General features: G+C 60.3%; 22 protein-coding genes and 1 tRNA gene. 15 read left to right on the top strand and 8 right to left on the bottom strand.

Features of this window, described 5'->3' with window-relative positions; genetic code table 11:
- Position 1: 1 nt before the first annotated feature.
- The 6 genes from lpdA to AC1DWZ_RS15060 all read left to right on the top strand — a co-directional run bounded on the left by lpdA (position 2) and on the right by AC1DWZ_RS15060 (position 6,167).
- A complete protein-coding gene (gene lpdA / locus AC1DWZ_RS15085; protein ID WP_477169738.1) occupies positions 2–1,402 on the top strand; it encodes a dihydrolipoyl dehydrogenase in 1,401 nt (466 codons plus the stop codon).
- A 15-nt stretch (positions 1,403–1,417) separates the two neighbouring features.
- Positions 1,418–2,362, top strand: coding sequence for a lipoyl synthase (gene lipA, locus AC1DWZ_RS15080; protein ID WP_477169737.1), 945 nt, complete (start codon positions 1,418–1,420; stop codon positions 2,360–2,362).
- A gap of 12 nt (positions 2,363–2,374) precedes the next feature.
- Positions 2,375–2,827, top strand: coding sequence for a type II toxin-antitoxin system RatA family toxin (locus AC1DWZ_RS15075; RefSeq protein ID WP_477169736.1), 453 nt, complete (start codon positions 2,375–2,377; stop codon positions 2,825–2,827).
- Positions 2,828–3,195: 368 nt separating this feature from the next.
- The gene (gene lon, locus AC1DWZ_RS15070; RefSeq protein WP_477169735.1) at positions 3,196–5,607 is read left to right on the top strand and encodes an endopeptidase La; all 2,412 of its coding nucleotides are present in this window, start codon (positions 3,196–3,198) and stop codon (positions 5,605–5,607) included.
- A gap of 160 nt (positions 5,608–5,767) precedes the next feature.
- Positions 5,768–6,040 carry an HU family DNA-binding protein gene (locus AC1DWZ_RS15065; protein WP_477169734.1) on the top strand — a complete coding sequence of 91 codons (273 nt, stop codon included), beginning with the start codon at positions 5,768–5,770 and terminating at the stop codon, positions 6,038–6,040.
- Between the two features lie 51 nt (positions 6,041–6,091).
- A tRNA-Val gene (locus AC1DWZ_RS15060) sits at positions 6,092–6,167 on the top strand.
- Between the two features lie 322 nt (positions 6,168–6,489).
- Here the strand turns inward: AC1DWZ_RS15060 and AC1DWZ_RS15055 are convergent.
- The 6 genes from AC1DWZ_RS15055 to AC1DWZ_RS15030 form a co-directional block, all read right to left on the bottom strand.
- A complete protein-coding gene (locus AC1DWZ_RS15055) occupies positions 6,490–7,026 on the bottom strand; it encodes an N-acetyltransferase family protein (protein ID WP_477169792.1) in 537 nt (178 codons plus the stop codon).
- Between the two features lie 90 nt (positions 7,027–7,116).
- A complete protein-coding gene (locus tag AC1DWZ_RS15050) occupies positions 7,117–7,593 on the bottom strand; it encodes an SRPBCC domain-containing protein (protein WP_477169733.1) in 477 nt (158 codons plus the stop codon).
- Between the two features lie 10 nt (positions 7,594–7,603).
- Complete coding sequence (locus AC1DWZ_RS15045; protein ID WP_477169732.1) at positions 7,604–8,143, bottom strand: SRPBCC family protein; 540 nt, start codon at positions 8,141–8,143, stop codon at positions 7,604–7,606.
- 41 nt (positions 8,144–8,184) lie between these two features.
- Positions 8,185–8,631, bottom strand: coding sequence for an SRPBCC domain-containing protein (locus AC1DWZ_RS15040; protein WP_477169731.1), 447 nt, complete (start codon positions 8,629–8,631; stop codon positions 8,185–8,187).
- Positions 8,632–8,685: 54 nt separating this feature from the next.
- The gene (locus tag AC1DWZ_RS15035; protein ID WP_477169730.1) at positions 8,686–9,186 is read right to left on the bottom strand and encodes an SRPBCC domain-containing protein; all 501 of its coding nucleotides are present in this window, start codon (positions 9,184–9,186) and stop codon (positions 8,686–8,688) included.
- On the bottom strand, positions 9,170–9,517 hold the full coding sequence (locus AC1DWZ_RS15030; RefSeq protein WP_477169729.1) for an ArsR/SmtB family transcription factor: 348 nt from the start codon (positions 9,515–9,517) through the stop codon (positions 9,170–9,172). The genes AC1DWZ_RS15035 and AC1DWZ_RS15030 overlap by 17 nt, the downstream gene beginning before the upstream one ends.
- A gap of 566 nt (positions 9,518–10,083) precedes the next feature.
- On the opposite strand from AC1DWZ_RS15030, the gene AC1DWZ_RS15025 reads away from it, so the two are divergent.
- Entirely contained in the window at positions 10,084–10,989 is a 906-nt protein-coding gene (locus AC1DWZ_RS15025; RefSeq protein WP_477169728.1) for a carbon-nitrogen hydrolase family protein, read from the top strand.
- Between the two features lie 9 nt (positions 10,990–10,998).
- Here the strand turns inward: AC1DWZ_RS15025 and AC1DWZ_RS15020 are convergent, their stop codons facing one another.
- Both AC1DWZ_RS15020 and AC1DWZ_RS15015 read right to left on the bottom strand, forming a co-directional pair.
- Complete coding sequence (locus AC1DWZ_RS15020) at positions 10,999–12,459, bottom strand: ATP-binding protein (protein ID WP_477169727.1); 1,461 nt, start codon at positions 12,457–12,459, stop codon at positions 10,999–11,001.
- A gap of 147 nt (positions 12,460–12,606) precedes the next feature.
- Positions 12,607–13,965, bottom strand: coding sequence for an aspartate aminotransferase family protein (locus AC1DWZ_RS15015; RefSeq protein ID WP_477169726.1), 1,359 nt, complete (start codon positions 13,963–13,965; stop codon positions 12,607–12,609).
- 107 nt (positions 13,966–14,072) lie between these two features.
- Here AC1DWZ_RS15015 and AC1DWZ_RS15010 point away from each other — a divergent pair, with 107 nt between their 5' ends.
- The 8 genes from AC1DWZ_RS15010 to AC1DWZ_RS14975 all read left to right on the top strand — a co-directional run bounded on the left by AC1DWZ_RS15010 (position 14,073) and on the right by AC1DWZ_RS14975 (position 23,711).
- A complete protein-coding gene (locus AC1DWZ_RS15010) occupies positions 14,073–15,263 on the top strand; it encodes an aromatic ring-hydroxylating oxygenase subunit alpha (protein WP_477169725.1) in 1,191 nt (396 codons plus the stop codon).
- Between the two features lie 57 nt (positions 15,264–15,320).
- Positions 15,321–16,253 (top strand): 2-hydroxyacid dehydrogenase, encoded by a 933-nt coding sequence (locus tag AC1DWZ_RS15005; protein WP_477169724.1) that lies wholly within the window; start codon positions 15,321–15,323, stop codon positions 16,251–16,253.
- A gap of 87 nt (positions 16,254–16,340) precedes the next feature.
- Positions 16,341–16,850, top strand: coding sequence for a hypothetical protein (locus AC1DWZ_RS15000; protein ID WP_477169723.1), 510 nt, complete (start codon positions 16,341–16,343; stop codon positions 16,848–16,850).
- Between the two features lie 137 nt (positions 16,851–16,987).
- Complete coding sequence (locus AC1DWZ_RS14995) at positions 16,988–18,271, top strand: imelysin family protein (RefSeq protein WP_477169722.1); 1,284 nt, start codon at positions 16,988–16,990, stop codon at positions 18,269–18,271.
- A gap of 67 nt (positions 18,272–18,338) precedes the next feature.
- A complete protein-coding gene (locus AC1DWZ_RS14990) occupies positions 18,339–19,859 on the top strand; it encodes a multicopper oxidase family protein (protein WP_477169721.1) in 1,521 nt (506 codons plus the stop codon).
- Between the two features lie 109 nt (positions 19,860–19,968).
- Entirely contained in the window at positions 19,969–21,333 is a 1,365-nt protein-coding gene (locus AC1DWZ_RS14985) for a di-heme oxidoredictase family protein (RefSeq protein ID WP_477169720.1), read from the top strand.
- A 9-nt stretch (positions 21,334–21,342) separates the two neighbouring features.
- Positions 21,343–22,455, top strand: a complete 1,113-nt coding sequence (locus AC1DWZ_RS14980; protein WP_477169719.1) for an imelysin family protein — start codon at positions 21,343–21,345, stop codon at positions 22,453–22,455.
- 62 nt (positions 22,456–22,517) lie between these two features.
- Positions 22,518–23,711: an imelysin family protein gene (locus AC1DWZ_RS14975; protein ID WP_477169718.1), complete on the top strand. Its 1,194-nt coding sequence runs from the start codon at positions 22,518–22,520 to the stop codon at positions 23,709–23,711.
- Positions 23,712–23,719: the final 8 nt, after the last annotated feature.

Below are 23,719 nucleotides of genomic sequence, written 5' to 3'. Positions count from 1 at the left end.
TATGACGGATAACTCTTTCGACCTGGTGGTGATTGGTGGCGGGCCCGGCGGTTACGTGGCTGCCATTCGTGGCGCGCAGCTTGGCCTCAAGGTGGCGGTGGTGGAGCGTGAGAATCTGGGTGGCATCTGCCTCAACTGGGGCTGCATCCCCACCAAGGCGTTGCTGCGTTCGGCCGAGGTCGGTCATCTGCTGAAGCATGCCGATGCCTATGGCTTCTCGGCAACCGGCGTCACCTTCGACCTCGCCAAGATCGTCGATCGCTCGCGCAAGGTGGCGGGCCAGCTGTCGGGCGGCGTCAAGCATCTCCTCAAGAAGAACAAGGTCACGGTCTTCGACGGCCATGCGAAACTCGCTGGCGCCGGCAAGATCAAGGTCGAGAAGGACGGCAAGCCGGTGGCCGACCTCGCCGCCAAGAATATCATCCTCGCGACCGGTGCCCGGGCGCGCAGCTTCCCGGGCTTGGAACCGGACGGCCAGTTGATCTGGACCTATCGCGAGGCGATGGTGCCCAAGATCATGCCAAAGTCGCTGCTGGTCGTCGGCTCCGGTGCCATCGGTATCGAGTTCGCAAGCTTCTACCGTAATCTCGGCGCTGAGGTGACGGTGGTCGAAGTCATGCCGCGCATTCTCCCCGTCGAGGATGCCGAGATTTCCGCCTTTGCCCAGAAGGCATTCGAGAAGCAGGGCATGAAGATCATGACCGGTGCCAATGTGAAAGCCTTCAAGAAGGGCGCCGACAACGTGACGGCGACCATCGAGGTTGGCGGCAAGACGCAGGACATCACTGTCGACCGCGTGATCTTGGCGGTCGGCATTGTCGGCAACGTCGAAAATCTTGGTCTCGAAGGGACCAAGGTAAAGGTGGAGAAGACCCACATCATCACCGATGGCTATGGTGCCACCGGCGAGCCCGGCGTCTACGCCATCGGCGATCTCACCGGCGCTCCCTGGCTTGCCCATAAGGCCAGCCACGAAGGCGTCATCTGTGTCGAGAAGATCGCTGGGCTGAAGGACGTTCATCCGCTCAATACGGCCAACATCCCCGGCTGTACCTATTGCATGCCGCAGGTGGCATCCGTCGGCCTCACCGAACAAGCCGCCAAGGATAAGGGCCACGAGGTCAAGGTCGGCCGTTTCCCCTTCATCGGCAATGGCAAGGCGATTGCACTGGGCGAACCGGAAGGCCTGGTCAAGACCGTCTTCGACGCCAAGACCGGCGAATTGCTGGGTGCTCACATGATCGGGGCGGAGGTGACGGAACTCATCCAGGGCTATACCATCGCCCGCACGCTTGAGACCACCGAAGCCGAATTGCTGCACACCGTCTTCCCGCATCCGACCATCTCCGAGACGATGCATGAAGCGGTCCTTGCGGCCTATGGTCGGGCGATCCATATCTAGGCGAAGGAAAACGCTGTGACCGCTACACCAGAACTTCGCCATCCCGAGAAGGCCAAACGGCCGGATTCACCGATCCAGCGCAAGCCGGATTGGATCCGCGTGAAGGCACCGGGTGGTGAGGAGTACAACAACACTCGTGCGCTGATGCGCAAGCTCGGCCTCAACACGGTGTGCGAGGAAGCGGCATGTCCGAACATCGGTGAATGCTGGTCGCAGAAGCATGCGACCGTGATGATCCTGGGGTCGGTCTGCACCCGCGCCTGCGCCTTCTGCAACGTGGCGACCGGCCGCCCCGACAAGCTCGACCCGCATGAGCCGGCGCATGTCGCCGAAGCCTGCGCTGCGTTGGGCCTGAAGCACATCGTCATTACCTCAGTCGATCGCGACGATCTTGAGGACGGTGGGGCGGCGCACTTTGCCGAAACCATCCAGCGCATCCGTGCGCTCACACCCTCGACCACGATCGAAGTGCTGACCCCGGATTTTCTGCGCAAGCCGGGGTCGATCGAAATCGTGGCCAACGCCGCACCCGACGTCTTCAATCACAATCTCGAAACGGTGCCCAGGCTTTACCGCAATGTCCGGCCAGGTGCCCGCTACTACAATTCCCTGCGCCTCCTCAACCGCGCCAAGGAAATCAACCCGTCGCTCTTCACCAAGTCCGGCATCATGGTCGGTCTTGGCGAGACGCTGGAGGAGGTGGGCCAGGTGATGGACGATCTGCGTGCGGCCGAGGTCGACTTCATGACCATCGGCCAGTATCTGCAGCCCACCAAGAAGCACCATCATGTCGATCGCTTCGTGACACCGGATGAATTCGGCCAGATGAAGCGGATGGGGCAGGGCAAGGGTTTCCTGCTGGTGGCATCGTCACCGCTGACGCGCTCGTCCCATCACGCCGGCGAGGATTTCCAGCGCCTGCGTGCCGCTCGGGAAGCACAGTTGGCGGCGGCGAGCTGATATAAGTCACCCATGACTGCCCGCGTCCATACCGAGGAACGAATATTTCCCTATCGTCCGGACCAGATTTTCGATCTGGTGGCCGATGTTGCGAAATATCCGGAATTCCTCCCCTGGTGCACCGGCGCCCGTATTCGTGAGGCGCGGGAGGACATGATTCTTGCCGACCTCATGATCGGCTTTAAAATGGTGCGCGAGAAATTTACCAGCAAGGTGTGGCTCGACCGCAACAACATGCGTATCGATGTCGAGTTCGTCGATGGCCCCTTCCGCTACCTCAAGAACCATTGGACCTTTGCCGATACCGGCGACGGCCATTGCCGGATCGGCTTCTATCTGGAGTTCGAATTCAAATCGATGATGCTGCAGAAATTGATCGGCGTGCTCTTTCATGAGGCAGTAAAGCGCATGGTCGCGGCATTCGAGAGCCGTGCGCGGCAGCTCTACGGCCCGGCACTCCGGTAATTCCCCCGAATCTGCCGTGATAGCTCAGGTGAATATTGGGCTATTCCCCTTTGTTCCTAAAGGATATTGGCGCGATGCTTGAAGGCATCCGTTGACGGAGTCGCAGGCCGCGTCGTCCGTAGGCCCGAAACTTGCGTACAAAAAACGGTCATGATTTCAAAGGGCTGCCGTCTCATGCGCATGACACTTGAATGCGCGTTAACGGTTGCCCAAATTGTTAATCGAAGGGCGGTACTTTCCCGAGAGTTCGAGGCCACGGTGCGCCGCTTCGTCCGTGCTTGAACGAGTGAGGCTAATGGCTGCGCAGTTGCGGGTCGTAGGTCCCAGGGATAGTCTGCTGCTTATCGAGAAAGGCGCAAAAACCTATCATGTCTGACACATCGCCGAAGACCCAGAACTACCCCGTCCTGCCGCTGCGCGACATTGTGGTGTTTCCCCACATGATCGTGCCGCTCTTCGTTGGCCGCGAGAAATCCGTGCGCGCCCTCGAAGATGTCATGAAGGACGACAAGCAGATCCTCCTTGCCACCCAGAAGAACGCTGCCCAGGACGATCCCGGCGCCGGCGATATCTATGAAGTGGGTACGGTCGGCACGGTTCTCCAGCTCCTGAAACTGCCCGACGGCACCGTGAAGGTGCTGGTCGAGGGCGGTCAGCGCGCGCGCATCACCAAGTTCGTCGACAATGACGCCTTCTTCGTCGCCGAAGCGGCGCTTGTCGTCGATGGTGCCATCGAAGGCAAAGAGATCGAGGCGCTGGCGCGTTCGGTCGTCTCGCAGTTCGAGCAGTACATCAAGCTCAACAAGAAGATTCCGCCGGAAGTCCTGGTCTCGATCAACCAGATCGAAGACCCGGCGAAGCTGGCCGACACGGTCGCCTCGCACCTTGCGCTCAAGATCCCTGAGAAGCAGGAGATCCTGGAATGCGGCACGGTCGCCGAGCGGCTGGAGAAAGTCTATGCCTTCATGGAAGGCGAGATCGGCGTCCTGCAGGTTGAAAAGCGCATCCGCAGCCGCGTGAAGCGGCAGATGGAGAAGACGCAGCGCGAGTACTATTTGAATGAGCAGATGAAGGCCATTCAGAAGGAACTCGGCGAGGGCGAAGAAGGCCGCGACGAGGTGGCCGAGATCGAAGACCGGATCAAGAAAACCAAGTTCAGCAAGGAAGCTGCCGAAAAGGCCTTAGCCGAAGTGAAGAAGCTTCGCACCATGAGCCCGATGTCGGCAGAGGCGACGGTCGTGCGCAACTATCTCGATTGGCTGCTGTCCATTCCATGGAACAAGCCGACCAAGGTGAAGCGCGACGTGCGTCTCGCGGAAAAGGTCCTCAACGAAGACCATTACGGTCTCGAAAAGGTCAAGGAACGCATCCTCGAATATTTGGCCGTGCAGCAGCGCCAGAAGAAGATCAAGGGGCCGATCCTGTGCCTCGTCGGCCCTCCGGGCGTCGGCAAGACCTCGCTTGGCAAGTCGATTGCACGCGCCACGGGCCGCACCTTCTCGCGCATCAGCCTCGGCGGCGTGCGTGACGAGGCGGAAATCCGCGGCCACCGGCGCACCTATATCGGCTCGATGCCCGGCAAGGTCATCCAGGCGATGAAGAAGGCGAAGTCGTCAAATCCGCTGTTCTTGCTCGACGAAATCGACAAGCTCGGCTCGGATTACCGTGGCGATCCGTCATCGGCCTTGCTTGAGGTTTTGGACCCTGAGCAGAACGTCAACTTCAACGACCATTACCTGGAAGTCGATTACGATCTTTCGGACGTCATGTTCATCACCACGGCCAACAGCCTGCGCATGGCGCAGCCGTTGCTGGATCGCATGGAGATCATCCGCATCCCCGGCTACACCGAGGATGAGAAGGTCGAAATCGCCATGCGCCATCTGCTGCCCAAGCAGATCAAGGACCATGGCTTGAAGAAGGGCGAATGGGTGTTGTCGGAAGACGCCATCCGTGACCTCGTGCGCTATTACACGCGCGAAGCCGGTGTGCGTAGCCTCGAGCGTGAGATTGCCAACCTCGCGCGCAAGTCGATCAAAGAGATCCTGATGAAGGATCTCAAGAAGATCACGATCAACCGCCGCAACCTTGGCAAATATGCCGGTGTGCGCAAGTTCCGCTACGGCGAAGCTGAACTCACCGACATGGTCGGCGTCACCACCGGCCTTGCCTGGACCGAAGTGGGCGGCGAGATCCTGACCATTGAAGCCGTGACCGTTCCGGGTCGGGGCAAGGTCATTGCGACCGGCAAGCTCGGCGACGTGATGAAGGAATCGGTGCAGGCCGCCGAATCCTTCGTGAAGTCCCGCGCGGTTGAATTCGGCATCAAGCCGACCCTGTTCAATCGCAAGGACATCCATGTGCACGTCCCGGAAGGGGCGACGCCCAAGGACGGTCCATCGGCCGGTATCGCCATGGTCACCACCATCGTCTCCGTGCTGACCGGCAATCCGGTACGCCGCGACGTGGCGATGACGGGCGAGGTCACCTTGCGGGGCCGTGTGTTGCCGATCGGCGGTTTGAAGGAAAAGCTGCTGGCGGCTCTGCGCGCCGGCATCAAGACGGTGCTGATCCCCAGTGAAAACGAAAAGGATCTCGCCGACATTCCGGACAATGTGAAGAAGGGCATGCAGATCATTCCGGTGCAGGCGGTCGACGAGGTGTTGAAGAACGCCCTGGTCAATCCGCTGGTCCCGATTGAATGGGTCGAGCCGCCGGAAGTCGACCATACCGTCAAAAAAGATGGCGAAGATGAGGTGGGTGGTATCGTCACCCATTGATCACGCGCTGATTTGTCTCAATAAAATCGCGGCGCCCGGGGAAAAACCCCTGGCGCCGTGATTGATTTTTGGGGGCTGCCCGCCGTAATATCCGCCCGCCTTCTTGGCAGGGGATGGGCGAGCAGGCTTTCGCGATCCAGTAAGAAAAAAGGGGTTTTCCGTGAATAAGAACGATCTGATTGCCGAAGTGTCCCAGGACACGGGCCTTTCCAAAGCCGACGCCGCCAAGGCGGTCGATTCCGTGTTTGATGCCATCACCCGCTCGCTGAAGTCGGAGCAGGAAGTGCGCCTGGTCGGTTTCGGCAATTTCCACGTTGCCAAGCGCGAAGCCAGCGTCGGCCGCAATCCGCGCACGGGCGAAGAGATTCAGATCCCCGCGTCCAAGCAGCCGAAGTTCAAGGCTGGCAAGGGCCTGAAGGACGCGATCAATTAAGATACCCAAGTCAGGCGAGACTCTTTTTCTAGCAAGAGAGTCCGCACCTGGGGGCGATTAGCTCAGTTGGTAGAGCGTCTCGTTTACACCGAGAATGTCGGCGGTTCGAGTCCGTCATCGCCCACCATCCTGCTTCGCGCTCCGCGCTTCGCAGGATTTGCCATGATCTAGATGCGAAGCAGGATGCCCTCCGAAGCCGCAGGCGAAGGAGGGCTCCTTCTTTTTCTAGCTCCACGCGTCGTAGAATTTGCTGATTCCCAGATTGCAAAGCAGAATGTCCTCCGAATCCGCATACGTCTAAGTTCGCTCCCTGGAAGGTAACTACCTATCTCGCGTTTTCGGATGACCAAAAAGCTCTGATTTTCGAGCGATACCTGAAATCTGGTTCAGGCCATGCGTTCGCCAAGAAAAAGGCTTTGGTGAGCGACGTTGCGAAATAGCCGACCCATCTACTTCAACTCCCACAAAAACCCGATCACCGGAAACAGTGCTCCGCCAACATTCTCCTGCCGGCCGGCTGGGATGCGTTTGCCGTTCAAGCGCCGATAGAAGCCGATCGCGGAGGTATTCTCGGCGAGGCACCAGATGCTGACGGCGTCGCGCCCCATCTCCTTGAGCGCCTCGAACGATGCCAGCACCAATTGGCGGCCGATGCCTTGATCGCGCCAATCGGTTGCGACATAGAGCATGAACACTTCGCCCTCGCCGGACGGGCATCCTTCGCGTGCCGAGCCGAAATTGGCAAAGCCGACGACTTCCTCATCGGCGATGGCCACCAAAGTATGGCGTGGTCCCTCGACATGGCTGAGGCTGCGCGACCAGGCCATGGCATGGGTCTGCGCGTTGAGCCGCAGCAGATGCTTGTCCGGCAGCAGGCCGGCATAAGCATCGCGCCATGTCTCGACATGGACACGCGCAATGCCGGCGGCATCCGCGGCACGGGCGGCGCGGATCAAGGCAGCGGGCGTTTCCGGGACAACCTCCATCACGGCCTCTCAAACGCAGCGAGCAGATGAAACATTGTACGCGCTGCGGCAGGTCCTTGATAGCAGGTGTCTCGGAAACGCAGTGCGTCCTCACATGCCCGGCAGGTAATCCGCCAGACGCTCCAGCATTTGCGTGGTGCCTTCGCGCCAGCCCATTCCCTTGATCGTGTCCCGGTCGGCGGCAGTCGCACAGCGCACGCGGATCGTGACCTGTGTCCGGTTGTCGATTTCATCGAACGTGACGGTCCAGACCAGGTCTTGCGTCGGCTTCTCTTCCTGGTCCCAGCTGTCAGTCATGACGAGACGCTCAGGCGGCGTGATCTCCTGGTAGACGCCCCTGCTGGGATAGATGGTGCCGTCCGGCCCTTGCATGTGAATGCGCCAGATACCGCCCGGCCGCACATCGAGTTCCACCAGCGGATTGGTGAAGCCCTTTGGCCCCCACCATTGCGCAACATGTTCCGGCAGCGTCCAGGCTTTGTAGACGAGGAGGCGCGGCGCTTCGAAAATGCGGGTGAGGACAAGTTCCCGATCATCGACCGGCTGTGCTTCTGTAAAACCTTTCATGGCCATTCCCTTACTCTTCCGCAGCTGATTTCAGATTGGCCAGACCGACTTCGAAATCCGTGCCGACCATTTTGTCCATGTTGAAGAACACATGCATGATCTTGAACATGTAGGGCAGGGGACCCTGCATGTCCCAGGTCACAAGCGTCGCATCGCCTTGTGGTGCCAGGGTGAATTCCACCTTGTTATGTGCCTCGAACGGTTTGAGGAAATCGAGATTGAGGGCAATTCGGCTGGGCTCGGCGGAATCGGTGATCTCCATGCTGCCGATGCCGACATTCTTGTCGCCTTCCCAGGCATAGGTCGCCCCTTTGCCGGCGGTCGTGGCGCTGAAGGTCCGCCTCATCATCGGATCCTTCTTCTCATAGGGTGACCAAGCATGCCATTTGCTGAAGTCGTTGATGAAAGGAAAGATCTTCTCCGGTGGCGCCTTGATGGTCGCGGTGCGCTGAACACGGAAAGTGTCGGGCTTGGTCGCTGCCAGGGCGAGCACGATTGCCACGCCAACAACCAGCAAGACCACAATGACCAGGGCAATAGTTTTTAGCATCTATTTCTCCGATGGAAGGATAATGCGAGCCGGCGGGCGGGCTATTTCTGCGTTGCCAGATAGTCACCGAGATGCTGGAGCATGTTGCTCCAGCCTTCGCGCTGCTGTGCCTCGCTATACACATTCTCAAGCGTCAAATTGAGGTCGAGCCTGGTTTTGCCGCCTTCGTCCGTGAAGTTGAGCGTCACCGGCCTGCCATCGGCGATGGTGTAGACGATACGCTCCGGCACCGTCACCTCTTGATAGGTGCCTTCAAAGTCGAAATCGTTCTTGCCATCCGGCGACTTGAAGCCGATGCGAAACTTACCGCCGGCTCGCGGATCAGTTTCGGCAAAAGGTGTCGTCCAGCCTTCCGCTGCATAATGCCAATGCACAATATGCTTCGGGTTGATGCAGGCATCGAACACCAGGGCGCGTGGTGCGCTGTATTGGTGTGTAATGGTGATGTTGCGGGCCTCCCCCGCTCTGGTGCTCGTGACAGCCGTCATGCGTCTCTCCCAATCACATTTCTTGAAGGTTGTTTTTCTTCAGCGCTACTATTGTCAGATCAGCCCTGCGACCACAGCGGCCAGGCGATCGAGGCTCTGGCCCATGCCCTCGATGAAGCCCATCCTTACCATCTCGTCGCGTTCCTTGATGCTCACAAGGCGCGTCACAATGCGCATCGTGGTCTTGCCGTCCAGTTCGTCGAAGGTGACGATATGCATCGCCTTGTGCGGAATCTCGCTGTGCTTTTCCCAGCCCTTGCTGTAGTCGGTGACGTCGTGAAAAACGAGCCGTTCCGGCGGCACGACTTCATCGAACATGAAGGTATTGGGGCAGTCAAAAGTTCCATCGGGGCTGCGCATAGTCGCGTGCCACAGGCCGCCGGGCCGTACATCCATCTTGCAGACGGGGTTGGTGAACCCCTTCGGCCCCCACCATTGTGCCATGTGCGCGGGATCGGTCCAGACCTTCCACACCAGCGCGCGCGGTGCATTGAACACGCGCGTCATCAGGATGGTGGGTTCGTGCGACGGTGCGAGGTCAGTGCTGGCCGTCATTGCCATCTCCCTTCTGAAGGCGCTGTAGATAGAGGTCGAGCCGGTCGAGGCTCTCTTCCCAAAAGCGCCGGTAATGTTCCAGCCAGCCCGCCACATCCTTGAGCGGCCCGGCCTCGAGACGGCAGGGGCGCCATTGGGCGTCGCGACCGCGGGTGATCAACCCGGCACGTTCCAGCACCTTCAAATGCTTGGAAACAGCCGGCAGGCTCATCGCGAACGGCTCGGCAAGTTCGGTGACCGAGGTCTCGCCCAACGCCAGCCGCGCCAGGATCGCCCGCCGCGTGGGGTCCGCCAGGGCCGAAAGCGTCATGCTGAGCCGATCGGTCGACATCTATATTAAACTCTGAAGTTAATTAACTGATCGGATAAATAATAAAAAACAGGCGATCTGTCAAGCGGGTGCGAACGGAGCCTGTTCCGGTGGGTTTCGAGCAAAGAAAACGCCGGCATCGGGGTCCGATGCCGGCGAGTTGCTTTAGGGGGTCGAGATGATCTGTCGAAAGCTACAAGCGATGGCTGCAATCCATCCAAGATCCCATCGCAACAATGCGACTATAACAGGTAGCAGGTTGAAAAAGGATGAGTCGGCCTGCATCATCGTGTGCGGAAATGTCGGCATCAGCGCCGAATCGGATATTTCTCTTCGTCGGCATCTACACAGCCGCGCGTGCCAGGGGCCCGCATAGCAGCCCCGCGAAGGCACAATTGTCATATCTATCAATGTATTAGATGGTATTGCGGGCTAATTCACACCCCATTTACCATTGTCTGCAGTAGACATAGGCCCATATGTCAGGTTTCCTTGCTTATGAATGCTAGGATTCGCCTAGGATAAGGGCCATTAGCAGACGCTTTCCAAACTGCGATGACCCAAGCGAGTACTGCGGAGGTCCAATCTTGAAGCCTTTTGCTATTGCAGGCATCCAGATGTATCTGAACCACGGTTCGAACATCGACGCCATGCGCCAGCGTATCGATCTCACCATGCACCTTTATCCCTGGGTGCAGATGGTGATGTTCTCTGAACTGGCCGTGTTCGGCCCGATGCTGCAGCATGCGCAACCGCTGCCGGGTACTTCCGAAGCAGCCTTCCAGGAAATGGCCCGCCATCACCACATCTGGCTGGTGAACGGATCCATGTATGAGCGTCGCGAGGGCGGCATCTACAACACCACGTCGGTGATCAATCCCGACGGTGAGGTGGTCGGCCGCTATCGCAAGATGTTCCCGTTCCTGCCGCTGGAGCAGGGCGTGCAGCCCGGCAATGAATTCTTTGCCTGGGATATCGAGGGCGTCGGCAAATTCGGCATCCTGAATTGCTACGACATGTGGTTCCCGGAGACCTCGCGCCAGCTTTCGGCGATGGGTGTCGAAGTGATCCTGCATCCGGTGATGACCCATACGATTGACCGCGATGTCGACATCGCCATCAGCCATGCGACGTCGGCGATGATGCAATCCTATGTGTTCGACGTGAACGGCCTCGGCGCTGGTGGCAACGGCCAATCCTGCGTCTTCGATCCGGCCGGCCGCGTCCTGCATCGCGGTGACAATTCCGAACAGATCATCCCCATCGAGATCGACCTTGAGCAGGTACGCCGTTCGCGCGAGCGTGGCATCCGCGGCCTTGGCCAAATGGCGAAGAGCTTCCGCGACCGGCCGGCCGATTTCCCGGTCTACAGCCGCGGTTTCGATACAGGTTATGTCGACAGCCTCGGCCCGCTCGCAACGCCGCGCCGTGTCGACGAGCCGACACCTGCCAACGTCACCACGCTGCAGGTTCGCCGCAGCATGGTGAAGTAGGGTCTCAGTTCAGAACATCTTGTGCGGCGAATGAAACGACGGCACGGCAACCGGTGCTGACGCCGCTTTCAAAGGCGTTGCCTGGAACTCCGCGTTGATCGCCGCCACCCATGCCTTGGCACGGTCGGTGAGCTGGCGATCGTCGGTCTGGAAACGGCCGCGCGACACCAGGATGCCCATATCGGCGCCATGATAGCGATAATCGCCTGCCGTATAGACGCGCAGGTAGAACGCTTCATCCTCGCCCGACACCAGGAACCAATCGATCGATTTGCGGGTGAGATGGATCTTGCCATTGGCCCCCATGCGCCAGATGCCGGATGAGGGCGCCTTGGTGATCATCTCCACCTGGTCGACCGGATATTTGAGGATCAGCTGGCTCCAATTGTCGAACTCCGCCCAGCGTTTCTGCACCTGTGCGAGATCGAGCTCCCAATCCACATCCATGAATTCCAGCAAATGGAACATGTAGATCGGGCAGCCGCCATAGGTCGAGGTGATGAGATTGGTGAGCGGCGAAGCACCTGAAACACGCGGGTTGATCTCGCCCAGATAGACCTTCCTGGTATCGGTATCGATGAGGAAATCCATGCAGAAGGCGCCCTTGTAGCCGGCCTTGTAGAGCTGGTCGCCAAGCTTCTGTGCCATCTTGAGAACGGCCTTGCGTTCCTTGTCATAGCCGCCGGTGAAGACATCGTTGCCGCACCAGCCGCCCTTATAAGGCGTCACCTCGGCAAAGCCGGTGATGTCAGTCTGCATCGGCCCGACCAATGTGCCATGCCGCGTCGCCACCGCTTCCACCGTGCCGGGCAGATGGTTGATGCGTCGCATGATCTTGAGCTGTTCCTTGACCAGATCCTTCTCGTACTTCTTCCAATCGGCTTCGGATTTGATGAAGAAGGTGGTGCGGCCGGAATCGCCATAGGGTGTCTGCACGACGAGATCGCTGCCGAGCTTTGCCGTCCGTGCCAAGGCGACGAGCTCGGCATAGCTCTTGGCCTTGCCCATGGTGTTGGGTGCGCTCTCGATGCCGGCCTCATTGCCGAGCTTCGTGGTCGTGATCTTGGAATCGATATGCTTGCGCAGCTTGGCCGGGGGCAGGGCGATCTTCTGCCCGAGTTCCTTGGCGAGCTGTTCCGTCTCCTCGTCGAACATGACCAGCATCAGCAGTCCGGGGCCATTCTCCTTCAGCTTGGCCCTGACTTCCTTGTGGCGGAGCAGGTAATTGTTAACGTCCTCGATCGACTTGAACTCGTGATTGCCGAATTCGCGCGGCACCGTGATCTTGGGGTGGCTGCCGTCAAAACTGTCGAAGAAGTTGATATAATGGAATTTATTGATCCACCGACCCAGCCCGAGAACATTGTAGGGGGTCGGCGACAGAAAGGTGATCGGCGTCTGGTTTTCACGAAAGAACGCATAGATATCGGACAGGCTGGTCAGCTTCTTCCGACGTGCTGCTTTGGCCATTTGCCCCCCAAAGGCTTGTTTTGTTGGCTAATTGTCAGCGTTTTCCAAGCCTTGGCAACAGCAAACTCGCACCGCCCGCGACAGAAATGAACGAACATGCCGGCATTCGGGCAACTGCCAGGGGAGGCGCGGGCCCAAATCTTTCCCTCAAACGATATCGTCCAGCACCTGGTTGAGGCTCGCTTTCATGATGTCGACAATCTCCGCCAGCTGCGCGCGGGTGGCGATATAGGGAGGTGACATGATGGCGATATCGCCGGCCAGCCCATCGACATTGCCGCCGACCGGATAGCAGATCAGGCCATTGGCGAAGCAGCGGTCGCGCAGGCGCTGATAGACGGCAAGGGCCGGATCGAATGGTGTCTTGGCGCTGCGATCCTTGACCATCTCGATGGCCCAGAAGAAACCGCGGCCGCGGATATCGCCGACATGTCGGTGCTCGGCAAAGGCCGCGCGCAACAGGCTTTCCAGATGCTGGCCATCCTCGCGCACTTTTTCGACCAGATGATCTCGCTGGACCACCTTCTGCACCGCGACGCCGGCCGCGCAGGCCAGGGTGTGGCCCGTGAACGTGTGCCCTGTCAGCAATCCGCCGTCTTTGGTGAACATCGGCCCTTTGAGGCGGTCGTGATAGATCGTACCGCCGAGCGGCACATAGCCGGCGCCCAAGCCCTTGGCGACCGTCATGATGTCGGGTTCGACATCATCATGCGCCAGCGCGCGCCAGGTACCCGTGCGCCCAGCACCGCACATCACTTCGTCGGCAATCATCAGCACGCCGTATTTATCGCAGATGGCACGTACCAGCCTGGCATAACCCGGCGGTGCGGGGATGCAGCCACCGGCAGCACCCACCACCGGCTCGAACACGAAAGCGGCGACTCTGTCAGCACCCAGTTCTAGGATCTTGTCTTCCAGCTCCTGGGCGCAATAGGTGCCGACGGCTGCCGGATCGATCGGCTTGCCGGCGTTCTGTGCGAGATAGCCGGCTGGCGGGCGATAGCTGTTGGCCGGTGACAGAAGATGCGAGGGCATCAGCGCGCCCTCGAACGCCGCGCGCCGTGCGGCGAAGCCGGAAATCGACGTGGCCCCCATCGTATTGCCATGCCACGAGCGCTCGCGGCTGATGAACAGGCGGCGGCTCTTCTGGCCGATGGCGGTCTGATATTGAAGGGCGATCTTGATCGCAGATTCGATTGCCTCCGAGCCACTGGAATTGAAGGTCATGTTCCTGAGGCCGCCACCACAGCTCGCCGCCACCATGGCCGTCAGCTCCTCCAGCGGGTCGCTGGTGAAGGTATAGCGATAGCCATGGGCGATGCGGTCGAGCTGCGCCTTGATGGCCTCGTTCACTTCCGGATGTGCGTGCCCCAGCGCATAGACCGCCGGCCCCGCCGACCCATCCAGATAGCGTTTGCCCTGGGTGTCGAAGACGTAGCAGCCCTGGCCATAATCGACCTTGGGCAATTGTCCCGGTTCCCAATCCATCACTTTGTCCCTGGCCATCACCCTGTCTTTCCTGGTCGTTGCCTTCGTCTGATTTGCCTTTTGGCGCGCTTGTCATACCTGGTCCATCTCCTTAACATCCATCTGAGCATGCCATGGGAGGCAGGATGACTGACGTCGCGGGCGAACTGGACGGTCTACTTGCGAAGCTCCGGAATACTGCCGGAAAGGAGCTCGCCCGGGCAACGGCGATTCCCCCCGAGCTCTATCGCAGCGAAGCCTTCCTGGGTCTGGAACGAGAGCGTATCTTTGCGCGCGAGTGGCTTTCGCCGGGCCGGGCCGCCGATATTCCCAATCCAGGCGACTACATCAGCTTCTCGATCAACGATCAGCCGGTCTTCACGATTCGCGGCCAGGATGGCGGGATCCGCAGCTTTTCCAATGTTTGCCTGCATCGCATGATGCGACTTGTCGAGGGGCCGGGACATTGCACCCGCATTGTGTGTCCCTACCACGCCTGGACCTACGATATTGACGGCAGTCTCGTTGGTGCGCCGCATATGAAGCGGTCGGTGGATTTCAATCCACGCGATCACCGTCTGCCCGAAATCCGCACCGAGATTTGGCAAGGCTGGATCTATATTACCTTGAACGACACCGCGCCCAGCGTCGCATCCCAGCTTGCCTCCTTGTTGCCGGTCGTCGAGCGTTATCGCATGGCCGACTACATACCGTGCGCTACCGAGGATTTTACCTGGAACACCAATTGGAAGCTGCTGACCGAGAACTTCATGGAAGGCTATCACCTGCCGGTCGCGCATCGGAAAACGGTGGGCGCCTGGTTCCCGGCAGATGAAACCGGTTTTCCGGAAGAACAGTTCGATGCCTTCACCTATCAGACCTTCATCAAGGACCAGACCGCGAAATATGGCTTGGCGCACCCAGCCAATACGGTGCTTGAGGATCGCTGGCGTTACACTTCCGTGATGCCGACCGTGTTCCCGACGCATATGTACGTCTTGGCACCGGACCATCTCTGGTATCTGTCGCTGCGGCCGAAATCGGTGGGCGAGGTGCAGCTTCGCTTCGGTTATGCGCTGGCGCCTGAGGTCTATCATAGTCTGGAAAACCGCGATGCCTTCATTGCTGAAACCAACGCCTTCTTCGACGAGGTCAACGATGAAGACAAAGCGGTGGTCGAGGGAATATATCTCGGTGCCAAGGCGCCGCTCGCTGCTGGCGGTCGCCTGAGCTGGCTGGAACGCGAAATCCATGACTTCATGAACTATCTGGTCCGCCGTCTCGATGGCCTCGAGGCGGACCACAAGCGCGGGCCGTCGCTGAGAGTCATGACCTAGATCATGGCGTCCAGGCAGGTTATCGTGCGCTAAGCAATACGACAGGGCAGGGGATAGATGGCCATTCTTTATGCTGCGGAGCCGGAAGAGGCTGCGCAATGGACAGACTCGCTGGCAGCACTCGACCATCGCCTGAAAATGCGCTTCTGGCCCGATTGGGGCGATCCGGCGGAGATCGACTTCGTTATCGTCGGTGGGAAATCGCCGGGCGATCTTTCGATCTTTCCGCAACTCAAAGCCATTCAATCGACCTGGGCGGGGGTCAATCATCTGCTGCGTTCGCCGGGCCTGCCGGCCGGTGTGCCGATCGCCCGCATGGTTGATCGTGGCCTCACCGGCAGCATGACCGAATTCGTGGTCTATCAGGTGCTCGACGAAGTGCGCCGTGGTCCGGAGCTGCGCGCGGCGCAGAAGGCCGGGATCTGGCTCGATCAGATCGCCCGCCAGGCAAGCGACCTCAGCGTCGGCATCCTGGGCCTGGGGACGCTGGGTTCGGACATTGCTGCAAAGCTCGCTGTCCTGGGCTGCAAGATGCGCGGCTGGAGCCGGTCGGCCAAGGATGCCGGGCCGGGTGTCGAGAGCTTCGCTGGTGCTTCGGCCCTGCCGGCCTTTCTCAAGGATCTCGACATCCTCATCTGCCTGCTGCCGCTCACCGGCGACACGGAAAACATCCTCGATGCCGGGCTGTTCGCTCATCTGCCTGCGGGCGCCGTGTTGATCAATGTCGGCCGTGGCGCACAGCTCAACGAAGCCGACCTCATTGTCGCCCTCGATAGCGGCCGCCTTGGCCGGGCCATCCTCGACGTGTTCCGCGAAGAACCGCTGCCCGCCGACCATCCTTTCTGGCGCCACCCCAAGATCACCATCACGCCTCATGTGGCGGCGATCACCCGGGCAGGGACCGGGGCTGACGACATTCTGGAGAACTACCGGCGGGCGCTGGCCGGGCAAGCGCTCCGAAACCAGGTCGATGTGACGAAAGGATATTGATCCTGTTCAGGGGTTTAACGCGGCTTTAACAAGCTTGGGCCATGCTGACGGCGTCCCCGGGAAGGGGCCAGGACAGGAGCGCCCGGTTTGGCGATCAGACGGCACCATCTTATCGAAGAGGCCAAGGCGGAACTCGATCTCGCTTACGAGGAAGTAAAGCGAGCCGAGCACGCCGTGATGGAACTTGAGTTCGAATATAACGAACGCCTGCGCGACGTTCCGCAATCCAGCCCCGAGCAGGGCCGACTGATCGCGGAAAAAGAGCAGAAGCAGGAAGCCCACACCCTCGACGCCCTCTATGAAATGCAGAACGAAACCGCCCAGCGCTTTGCCCTGGTGAGTGCTGCTTTTGCCATCGTCAGTTCGGTCCCGGACGAGGACATGTCCCTCGACCTCATCAAGCGCATCCTGTTCCGGCGCGATTTCCTGCGGCGGAACAAGATGGAAGTCGACAAGCATGTCCGCGGCTTCCACCGCGGTCTCCGGGACTACATGCGCAAGGAAAGCAGCCCGGAAGCCGATTCCACCGTCCGCGCCTCCTGGGCTGAAATTGAGCGGATGACTGCCCTCCAGGCCAAGGACGCCAAGGCGGCCTAAGGCCCACCTGCACGGCCCCCGGGCTGCTCCCACCATACCCTCGTAAATGTAATTGCGAATGAGTTGCAAATGCGCCCCTGATGGGCTAGGAAGCTGCATATGCGTCTCATTTCCATTCGCATTTTCAAGAGGGGCCAATGACCACACGGCAAAAATTCATCGCGGGTTCGGCATTCATTCTGGGCTTCGGCCTGCTGGCCGCCGGCTGCGCTGGCGCCAAGGCGCCGGACAACAAGGCGGTTGTGAACAACTATGCCAACATCGCCGAGGCCATGTATGGCGACGCGATCACCTCGGCGAAGGCCCTGCAGGTTGCGGTCGATGCGTTGATCGCAGCCCCCACCGACGCCAACCTCAAGGCGGCCCGCAAGGCCTGGATCGATTCCCGTCCGGCCTACATGCGCACCGAAGGTTTCCGCTTCGGCAACCCCGAAGTCGACGATCTCGAAGGCCTGGTCAATGCCTGGCCGCTCGACGAGGGCCTCATCGATTATGTCGATACCTCATCCTATGGCACGACGTCCGACAGCAATCCGTTCTATACGTTGAATGTCATCGCCAACAAGGAGTTGCAGATCGGTGCCGACAAGGTCGACGCCTCGGTGATCGACAAGAAGCTGCTGCAGTCGCTGCAGGAAGTGGGCGAGAACGAAGCCAATGTGGCGATCGGTTATCACGCCATCGAATTCCTGCTCTGGGGCCAGGATCTCAACGGCACGGGTCCGGGCGCCGGCAACCGTCCCGCGACCGATTACGACACCGCCAAGTGCACCAACGGCAATTGCGATCGCCGGGCCGCCTATCTGAAGGCCGCGACCGAGCTGCTGATCGACGATCTCGGCACCATGCATGAGATCTGGACGGCGAACGGCGCCGCCCGCAAGCGCGTGGAAGGCGATCCCGTTGCTGGTGTCACCGGTATCCTCACCGGTCTCGGCAGCTTGTCCTATGGCGAACTCGCCGGCGAGCGCACCAAGCTCGGCCTGATGCTGCATGATCCGGAAGAGGAACATGACTGCTTCAGCGACAACACCCACAACTCGCATTATTACGACCAGGTCGGCATGGTCGACATCTATAACGGCAGCTATACACGGCTCGACGGAACCGTCGTTTCCGGTGCCAGCGTGAAGGATCTGATCTCTGCCAAGGACAAGGCCGTGGGCGACCGCGTGGTCGGTGCCCTCGCCACGACCAGCAAGGCGATGCAGGTCATGAAGGACGAGGCCGACAGCGGCAAGGAAGCCTATGACCAGATGATCGGTGCCGACAATCCCGCCGGCAACAAGATCATCCAGGATGTGGTCGACGGTCTCGTCGGCCAGGCCCATGCGGTCGAAGCGGCCGTTGCGGCACTTGGTCTCAAGATCACGGTTGAAGGGTCGGACAGCCTCGACAATCCCTCGGCCGTGGGTCAGTAATAGGGGCATAGATCGCCCCCAAATCTACTGCACCAAAGGGACGATCGCAGGATGGATCTTGCGACACATGGCTAGGTTCCCGGGTCATCGCCCGATCAACCGCCGCCGAGCGATCCAATCGCTCGGCGGCGTCGTTCTTGGGGCCGGCGCCCTTAAGGTGGGTGCCGCGCATTTTGTGGCGGCTGCGGCGGCGGATGTGTCGGGGAAGGGCGCGGCACAATCCTATCCGGTAGCGCCGCCCATGCCGGCCGGTGCCAAGGTACACAAGGCGAGCCTCACGGCGATCCTCCAGTCGCGGCAATTGGTGCCGCCTCCCGCAGCCCCCACCGATGCCCTTGGCTACACCGATGGGCCGACCGTCATTCGCCTGCAGCAGGGGGAATGGCTGGAGGCGACGCTCGCGAATTGCCTTCACGAACACACGACGATTCATTGGCACGGCATCCGCCTGCCCAACGCCATGGACGGTGTTCCCTATCTGACACAGAAGCCGGTGCTGCCTGGCGATAGCTTCACCTATCAATTCCAGCCGCCCGATACCGGCACCTTCTTCTTCCATCCGCATTGCAACACGGTGGAGCAGCTCGGCCGCGGCCTTGCCGGCGTGCTGGTGATCGAGGGTGATGAGACGCGGCCCCATGACCATGATCTGGTGTGCGCCTATCGCGACTGGCGGATCGACGCGGCTGGCAAGTTCACCCCTCTGATGACTGATGCCGGTGCCAGCAAGGCAGGCACCTTCGGCGATCACCGCACCGTCAACGACGAGGAACATCCGGTTTTCAAGGTGCCCGCAGGTGGCGACATCCGGATCCGTTTCCTCAATATCGACATGGCGCGCGTGGTCGATCTCGGCGTCACGGGTGCCGATGCCTGGGTCATTGCCACCGACGGCAACGCGCTGCTGCCGCCGCAGAAATTGAAGACCTGGCGCTTAGGCCCGGCGATGCGCGCCGACCTCACCCTGCGCGCGCCGGTAGAGGCGGGTACGCGCATCCAGCTGGTGAACTATTACGCCGCCCAGCCGATCGTGCTCGCGGAACTGGAAGCGACCGGTGTGGCCCTCGCCCGTCCGGCCTTTGCGCCGGCGCCGCTCAAGCTTTCAGCCATTCCGGAACCCGATCTCGCCAACGCAGAAACGTTCCAGCTGCGCCTGAGTGCGAGTTCGGCCCCCGCCAATCTGCCGCCGGACCTGGTGCTGCCGGACGGGTCCGTGCTGCGCTATGCCGATGCGCTGTGCCTGGCGCCAAAGACGTTCTGGGCCTTCAATGGCCAGCCCTGGCCGAGCGCATCCCACGAAGTTCTGCCACCGCCTTTGGTGACGTTCCAGAAGGGCCGCACCTATATTATCGAACTCATCAACCAGACGCCGCACATCCACCCGATCCATCTTCACGGCCACACTTTCAAGGTGATCGGATCGAGCAAGGGCGATGTTATCCCGCACTACGCCGACACCACCATCGTCGCACCCAAGGAGCGCGTGAAAATCGCCCTCGTCGCCAACAATCCTGGCGACTGGATGATCCACTGCCACATCATCGAGCATCAAGAAACCGGCATGATGGGGATCTTCCGTGTCGCATGAGATGAAAATGGAGAGCTCCCACCCAACCCTCCCCCTAAAGGGAGAGGGCCTTGGCGCCGAGTTTGCACTCTCATCTCGCTCTAGACCCCCTCTCCCTTCAGGGGGAGGGTTGGGGTGGGGGTCTGCCATCCTCGGTATCGCAAGCATTGCCACAATACTGACTGCAAGCACACCAGCCCGCACCGAAGAACCCGCCAAGCACCACCACGTCGTGAAAGTCATCCGGGACCCCGCTTTGGGCGATGACGATGCCGTGGCGCGGATGGAGAATGTCATCGGGCAGTCGATCTTCGAGCGCATCTGGGTCTCGGCGCCGTCGTCGACAGAGGCTGCCGATGGATTGGGGCCATTGTTCAATGCGCGCTCCTGCGCTGCCTGCCATCCCGGCGGCGCGCGCGGCACATTGGTGAACAAGGATGGCAGCTTCAGCCCGTCCTTGCTGGTGCGCCTGGGCCTCGCCAAGGACGGCGCGGCCGATCCCATCTATGGCCACCAGCTGCAGACCGACAGCGCGCGCGGCGTTCCGGCCGAAGGCAAGTTCGAGATCACCTATGCCGATGCGGCGACCAAGCTCGGCGACGGCACCGTAGTGGCACTGCGGCGCCCCATCGTCACGGTGTCGACCCTCGCGCAAGGACCGCTGGACAAGGAGACGCGCCTCGGCCTGCGTCTCGCGCCGGCCATTCACGGCATCGGACCCCTCGACCGCATTCCGGCGGACGTGATTGCCGCGGCCGCCGATCCCGACGACAAGAACAATGACGGCATTTCCGGTCGCGCGAATTGGCTGGACCCGGACCACAAGCTCCTCGGCCGGTTCGGCTGGAAGGCGGGGCAGCCCAGCATGGAAACTCAAAACGCCCATGCTTTCATGGCTGATATGGGCCTCTCGACACCGCTCTTCACGGATGCCTATGGCGAATGCACGGCACAGCAGCTTGATTGCCGAAAGGCGCCCAGCGGCGCCTCGCCGCAATTCGAGGATCTTGAAGTCTCCACCACCTTGATGAAAGTGCTGGACCGTTTCGTGGGGGAGGCCGTCCTGCCTGCCGGACCCAAATCGAAGAGTCCGGCTGAGGCCATCGACAAAGGCCGCGCGATCTTCGCCGCCGCCGGCTGCCAGGCCTGCCACCAGCAACAAGGCTTTGATGTGGTATGGCCGGCCGACAGCCGGAAGCTGCGCCATATCTCGCCCTATACCGATCTGCTGCTGCACGACATGGGCGATGGCTTGGCGGAACCCCTGATCGAGGCCGGTGCCGCCGGCAATGAATGGCGCACGGCGCCGCTCTGGGGCCTGCGCTGGGCGGTGGATGGCAAAGGCGAGGGCGCCTTGCTGCATGACGGCCGCGCCCGCAATCTTCTTGAAGCGATCCTGTGGCATGGCGGCGAAGCGCTGCCGGCGCGGGATCATGTGGCTGCCTTGCCGGCAGGCGATCGGCAGGCCTTGATTTCCTTTCTCTCCAGTCTGTGAAGGCGCGACATGACCGATCGACCGCTTGATAAAATCACCCGTCGCCAAACCTTGGCCGCCATGCTCGCAGCTTCCATGGTGCCGGCCGTGGCGCGTCCAGCCAGCGCCGCGGGTCCCGATTTTGGTGCTTTCAATGCAAGCTTCGCCGCCAAGATCATTCTCCCGGCCTTCGACAATCTGGTGAAGGTGACCGCAGCCTTTGCCAAGACCGCCGAAGCGTTCGATACAGCGCCCGATGCTGCCGGCCTCGACATGGTGAAGCAGGGCTTCAACGACGTGGCCGATGCCTGGGCGTCGGCACAGCAATTCCGCCTCGGTGCCTTGGCACAGGAGCAGCGCTCGGAACGCTTTGCCTATTGGCCGGAACGCCGCAATGTGGTCGAGAAGCAATATCTGGCCTTGCTCGCGGGCAAAGGCAAAGAAGGCTTGGATGCAGCACATTTTGCCGCCGCCAGCGTCGCCATTCAGGGCCTGCCGGCGCTCGAGCGCATTCTCTATGGCGAAGATAAGGGCCAAGACCTGCTGCAAGGCGACAGCGCCCCCCGCCGACGCGCCATTGTCGCCGCCATCGCGCAGAATCTGAACACCATCGCCTCTGAGACCAAATCCGTCTGGGAACAGACGCTGAAAGACCCAGCGAAGGCTGCTTCGTCCTTTGCCGCCAGTCCTGCCGAGGGCACCGCGCAATCCTACACCAACCTTCTCACCATCACGCAGATCGTTGGCGACCAGAAGATCGCAGCGCCCTTGGGTGCCGATGCCGCCGGTGCCAAGCCGAAGGCCGCCGAGCAATGGCGCTCCGGCCGGTCCATGCGCAACATCGCTCTGAACCTCGCGGCCGCCAAGACCTCCGTGCTGGCGCCGGGCGGCTATGCTGATCTCTTCGGTCCCGACCAGGCCGGTTTGAAAGCGGATCTCGCCAAGGCTTTCGATGATGCCATCAACGCTACCGAGGCTGTCGGCGACAATTTCGCCACCGACATCACTGAGAAGGACAAGCGCAAAGCGGTGACCTCGCTCTATGTAAAGGTCAACCACCTACGCGACCTCCTGCGTCAGCAGGTTCCGCCGGCGATCGGCATCACCCTGGGCTTCAACGAACTGGATGGCGATGGGTCTTGATGCAGCCGTGGCGTGCGGAATAAGATAACTGTTCTCGTCCCGCGTTAACCAGTGAGTGCGCTATGGCGATTGGATCCGGTCACGTCATCACGCGCCGTCATGCCATGGCGAGCTTAGCGGCTGCAGCTTTGCTGCCGGCGCTGTCTCGTTCGGCCGCAGCTGCGATGCCGGACTATGCGGCGTTCAATAGAAATTATGTCTCGAATATCGTCCTGCCGCGTATAGGTAAGCTGCGCATGGCCTGCGCGGATTGGAATGAGGGCCTCCTTGCCCTGTTGAGCAAACCATCAGCAGCCAAGGTCTCGCTGATCGAAGGCGATATTGAGCACGTGTCGAATACCTGGATGGCCGTGCAGCCCTTTCGCTATTTGCCGTCCGGTCGAAACGACAGAAATGATAGTCTGGCGCATTGGACGGATGAAACATCCGATCTTGAGGGCGAACTTCAGAGGCTACTGGTAAGCAACGACCTGGCAGAGCTGACTCCTGCACGCATGGCGCAGTCGGTTGTCGGCCGTCAAGGGCTAGCGGCAATTGGCCTACTACAGTACGACGATAAGGGTCGTCGAGACATGATCAACGATTTCTATCTCGACGAGAAGGCAGAGCGACGCTGTGCCATTCTTCAGGCGATCGTTGCGCATCTTCTTTCTGCCGCAGATGATGCAGAGAAAGAATGGTCATCGGCCCTTGCTCAAGATGCCAGCGCCTTTGGTAACTCCGCGAAGGAAACTACTGCTCGGCTTCTGATCGATCAAATCGACATGCTGAAGATCGTGGCAAGGCGCAAGATAGCACTATCGCTTGGCGCGGATGCGAACTCGATGAATTTCAGAGTGGCAGAACAATGGCGCATGCGGCGGTCTACGGAGAACATCCGCATCAACCTTCAGACAATTGATCACGCCATGGTGTCGCAATTCGGCTGGGTAAATTTGTTGCCGGCGAAAGAGGCTCAGTTAAATGGCGAACTGCGTGACTCTGTGGCGTTGTTGCGCTCCTGGATTCGATCGGGCCATATATATGTTCCCCCGCCGCTCATCACGAGCCTGTCTCTAGTAGGTATGTGCGAATTCTCGTGTCCGGACCCAAAGACCTTAGAGCCGGAGGCCGCACGCCGTACCGAGGAACTTCGAAATCGGGTCATCGTCCTCATGGTCAAGATCAACGAAGTGCGAACTTTGCTGCAAACAGATTTTGCAGGTGCCGTTGGATTGACGACAAACCTACGTGAGATGGATACTGATGAACTTTGATCGACTTC

The sequence above is a fragment of the Dongia sp. P2_B8 genome (genome assembly GCF_056404715.1).
Note: the sequence above shows the minus strand (reverse complement) of the source record. Positions and strands in the feature narration are given on the sequence as shown.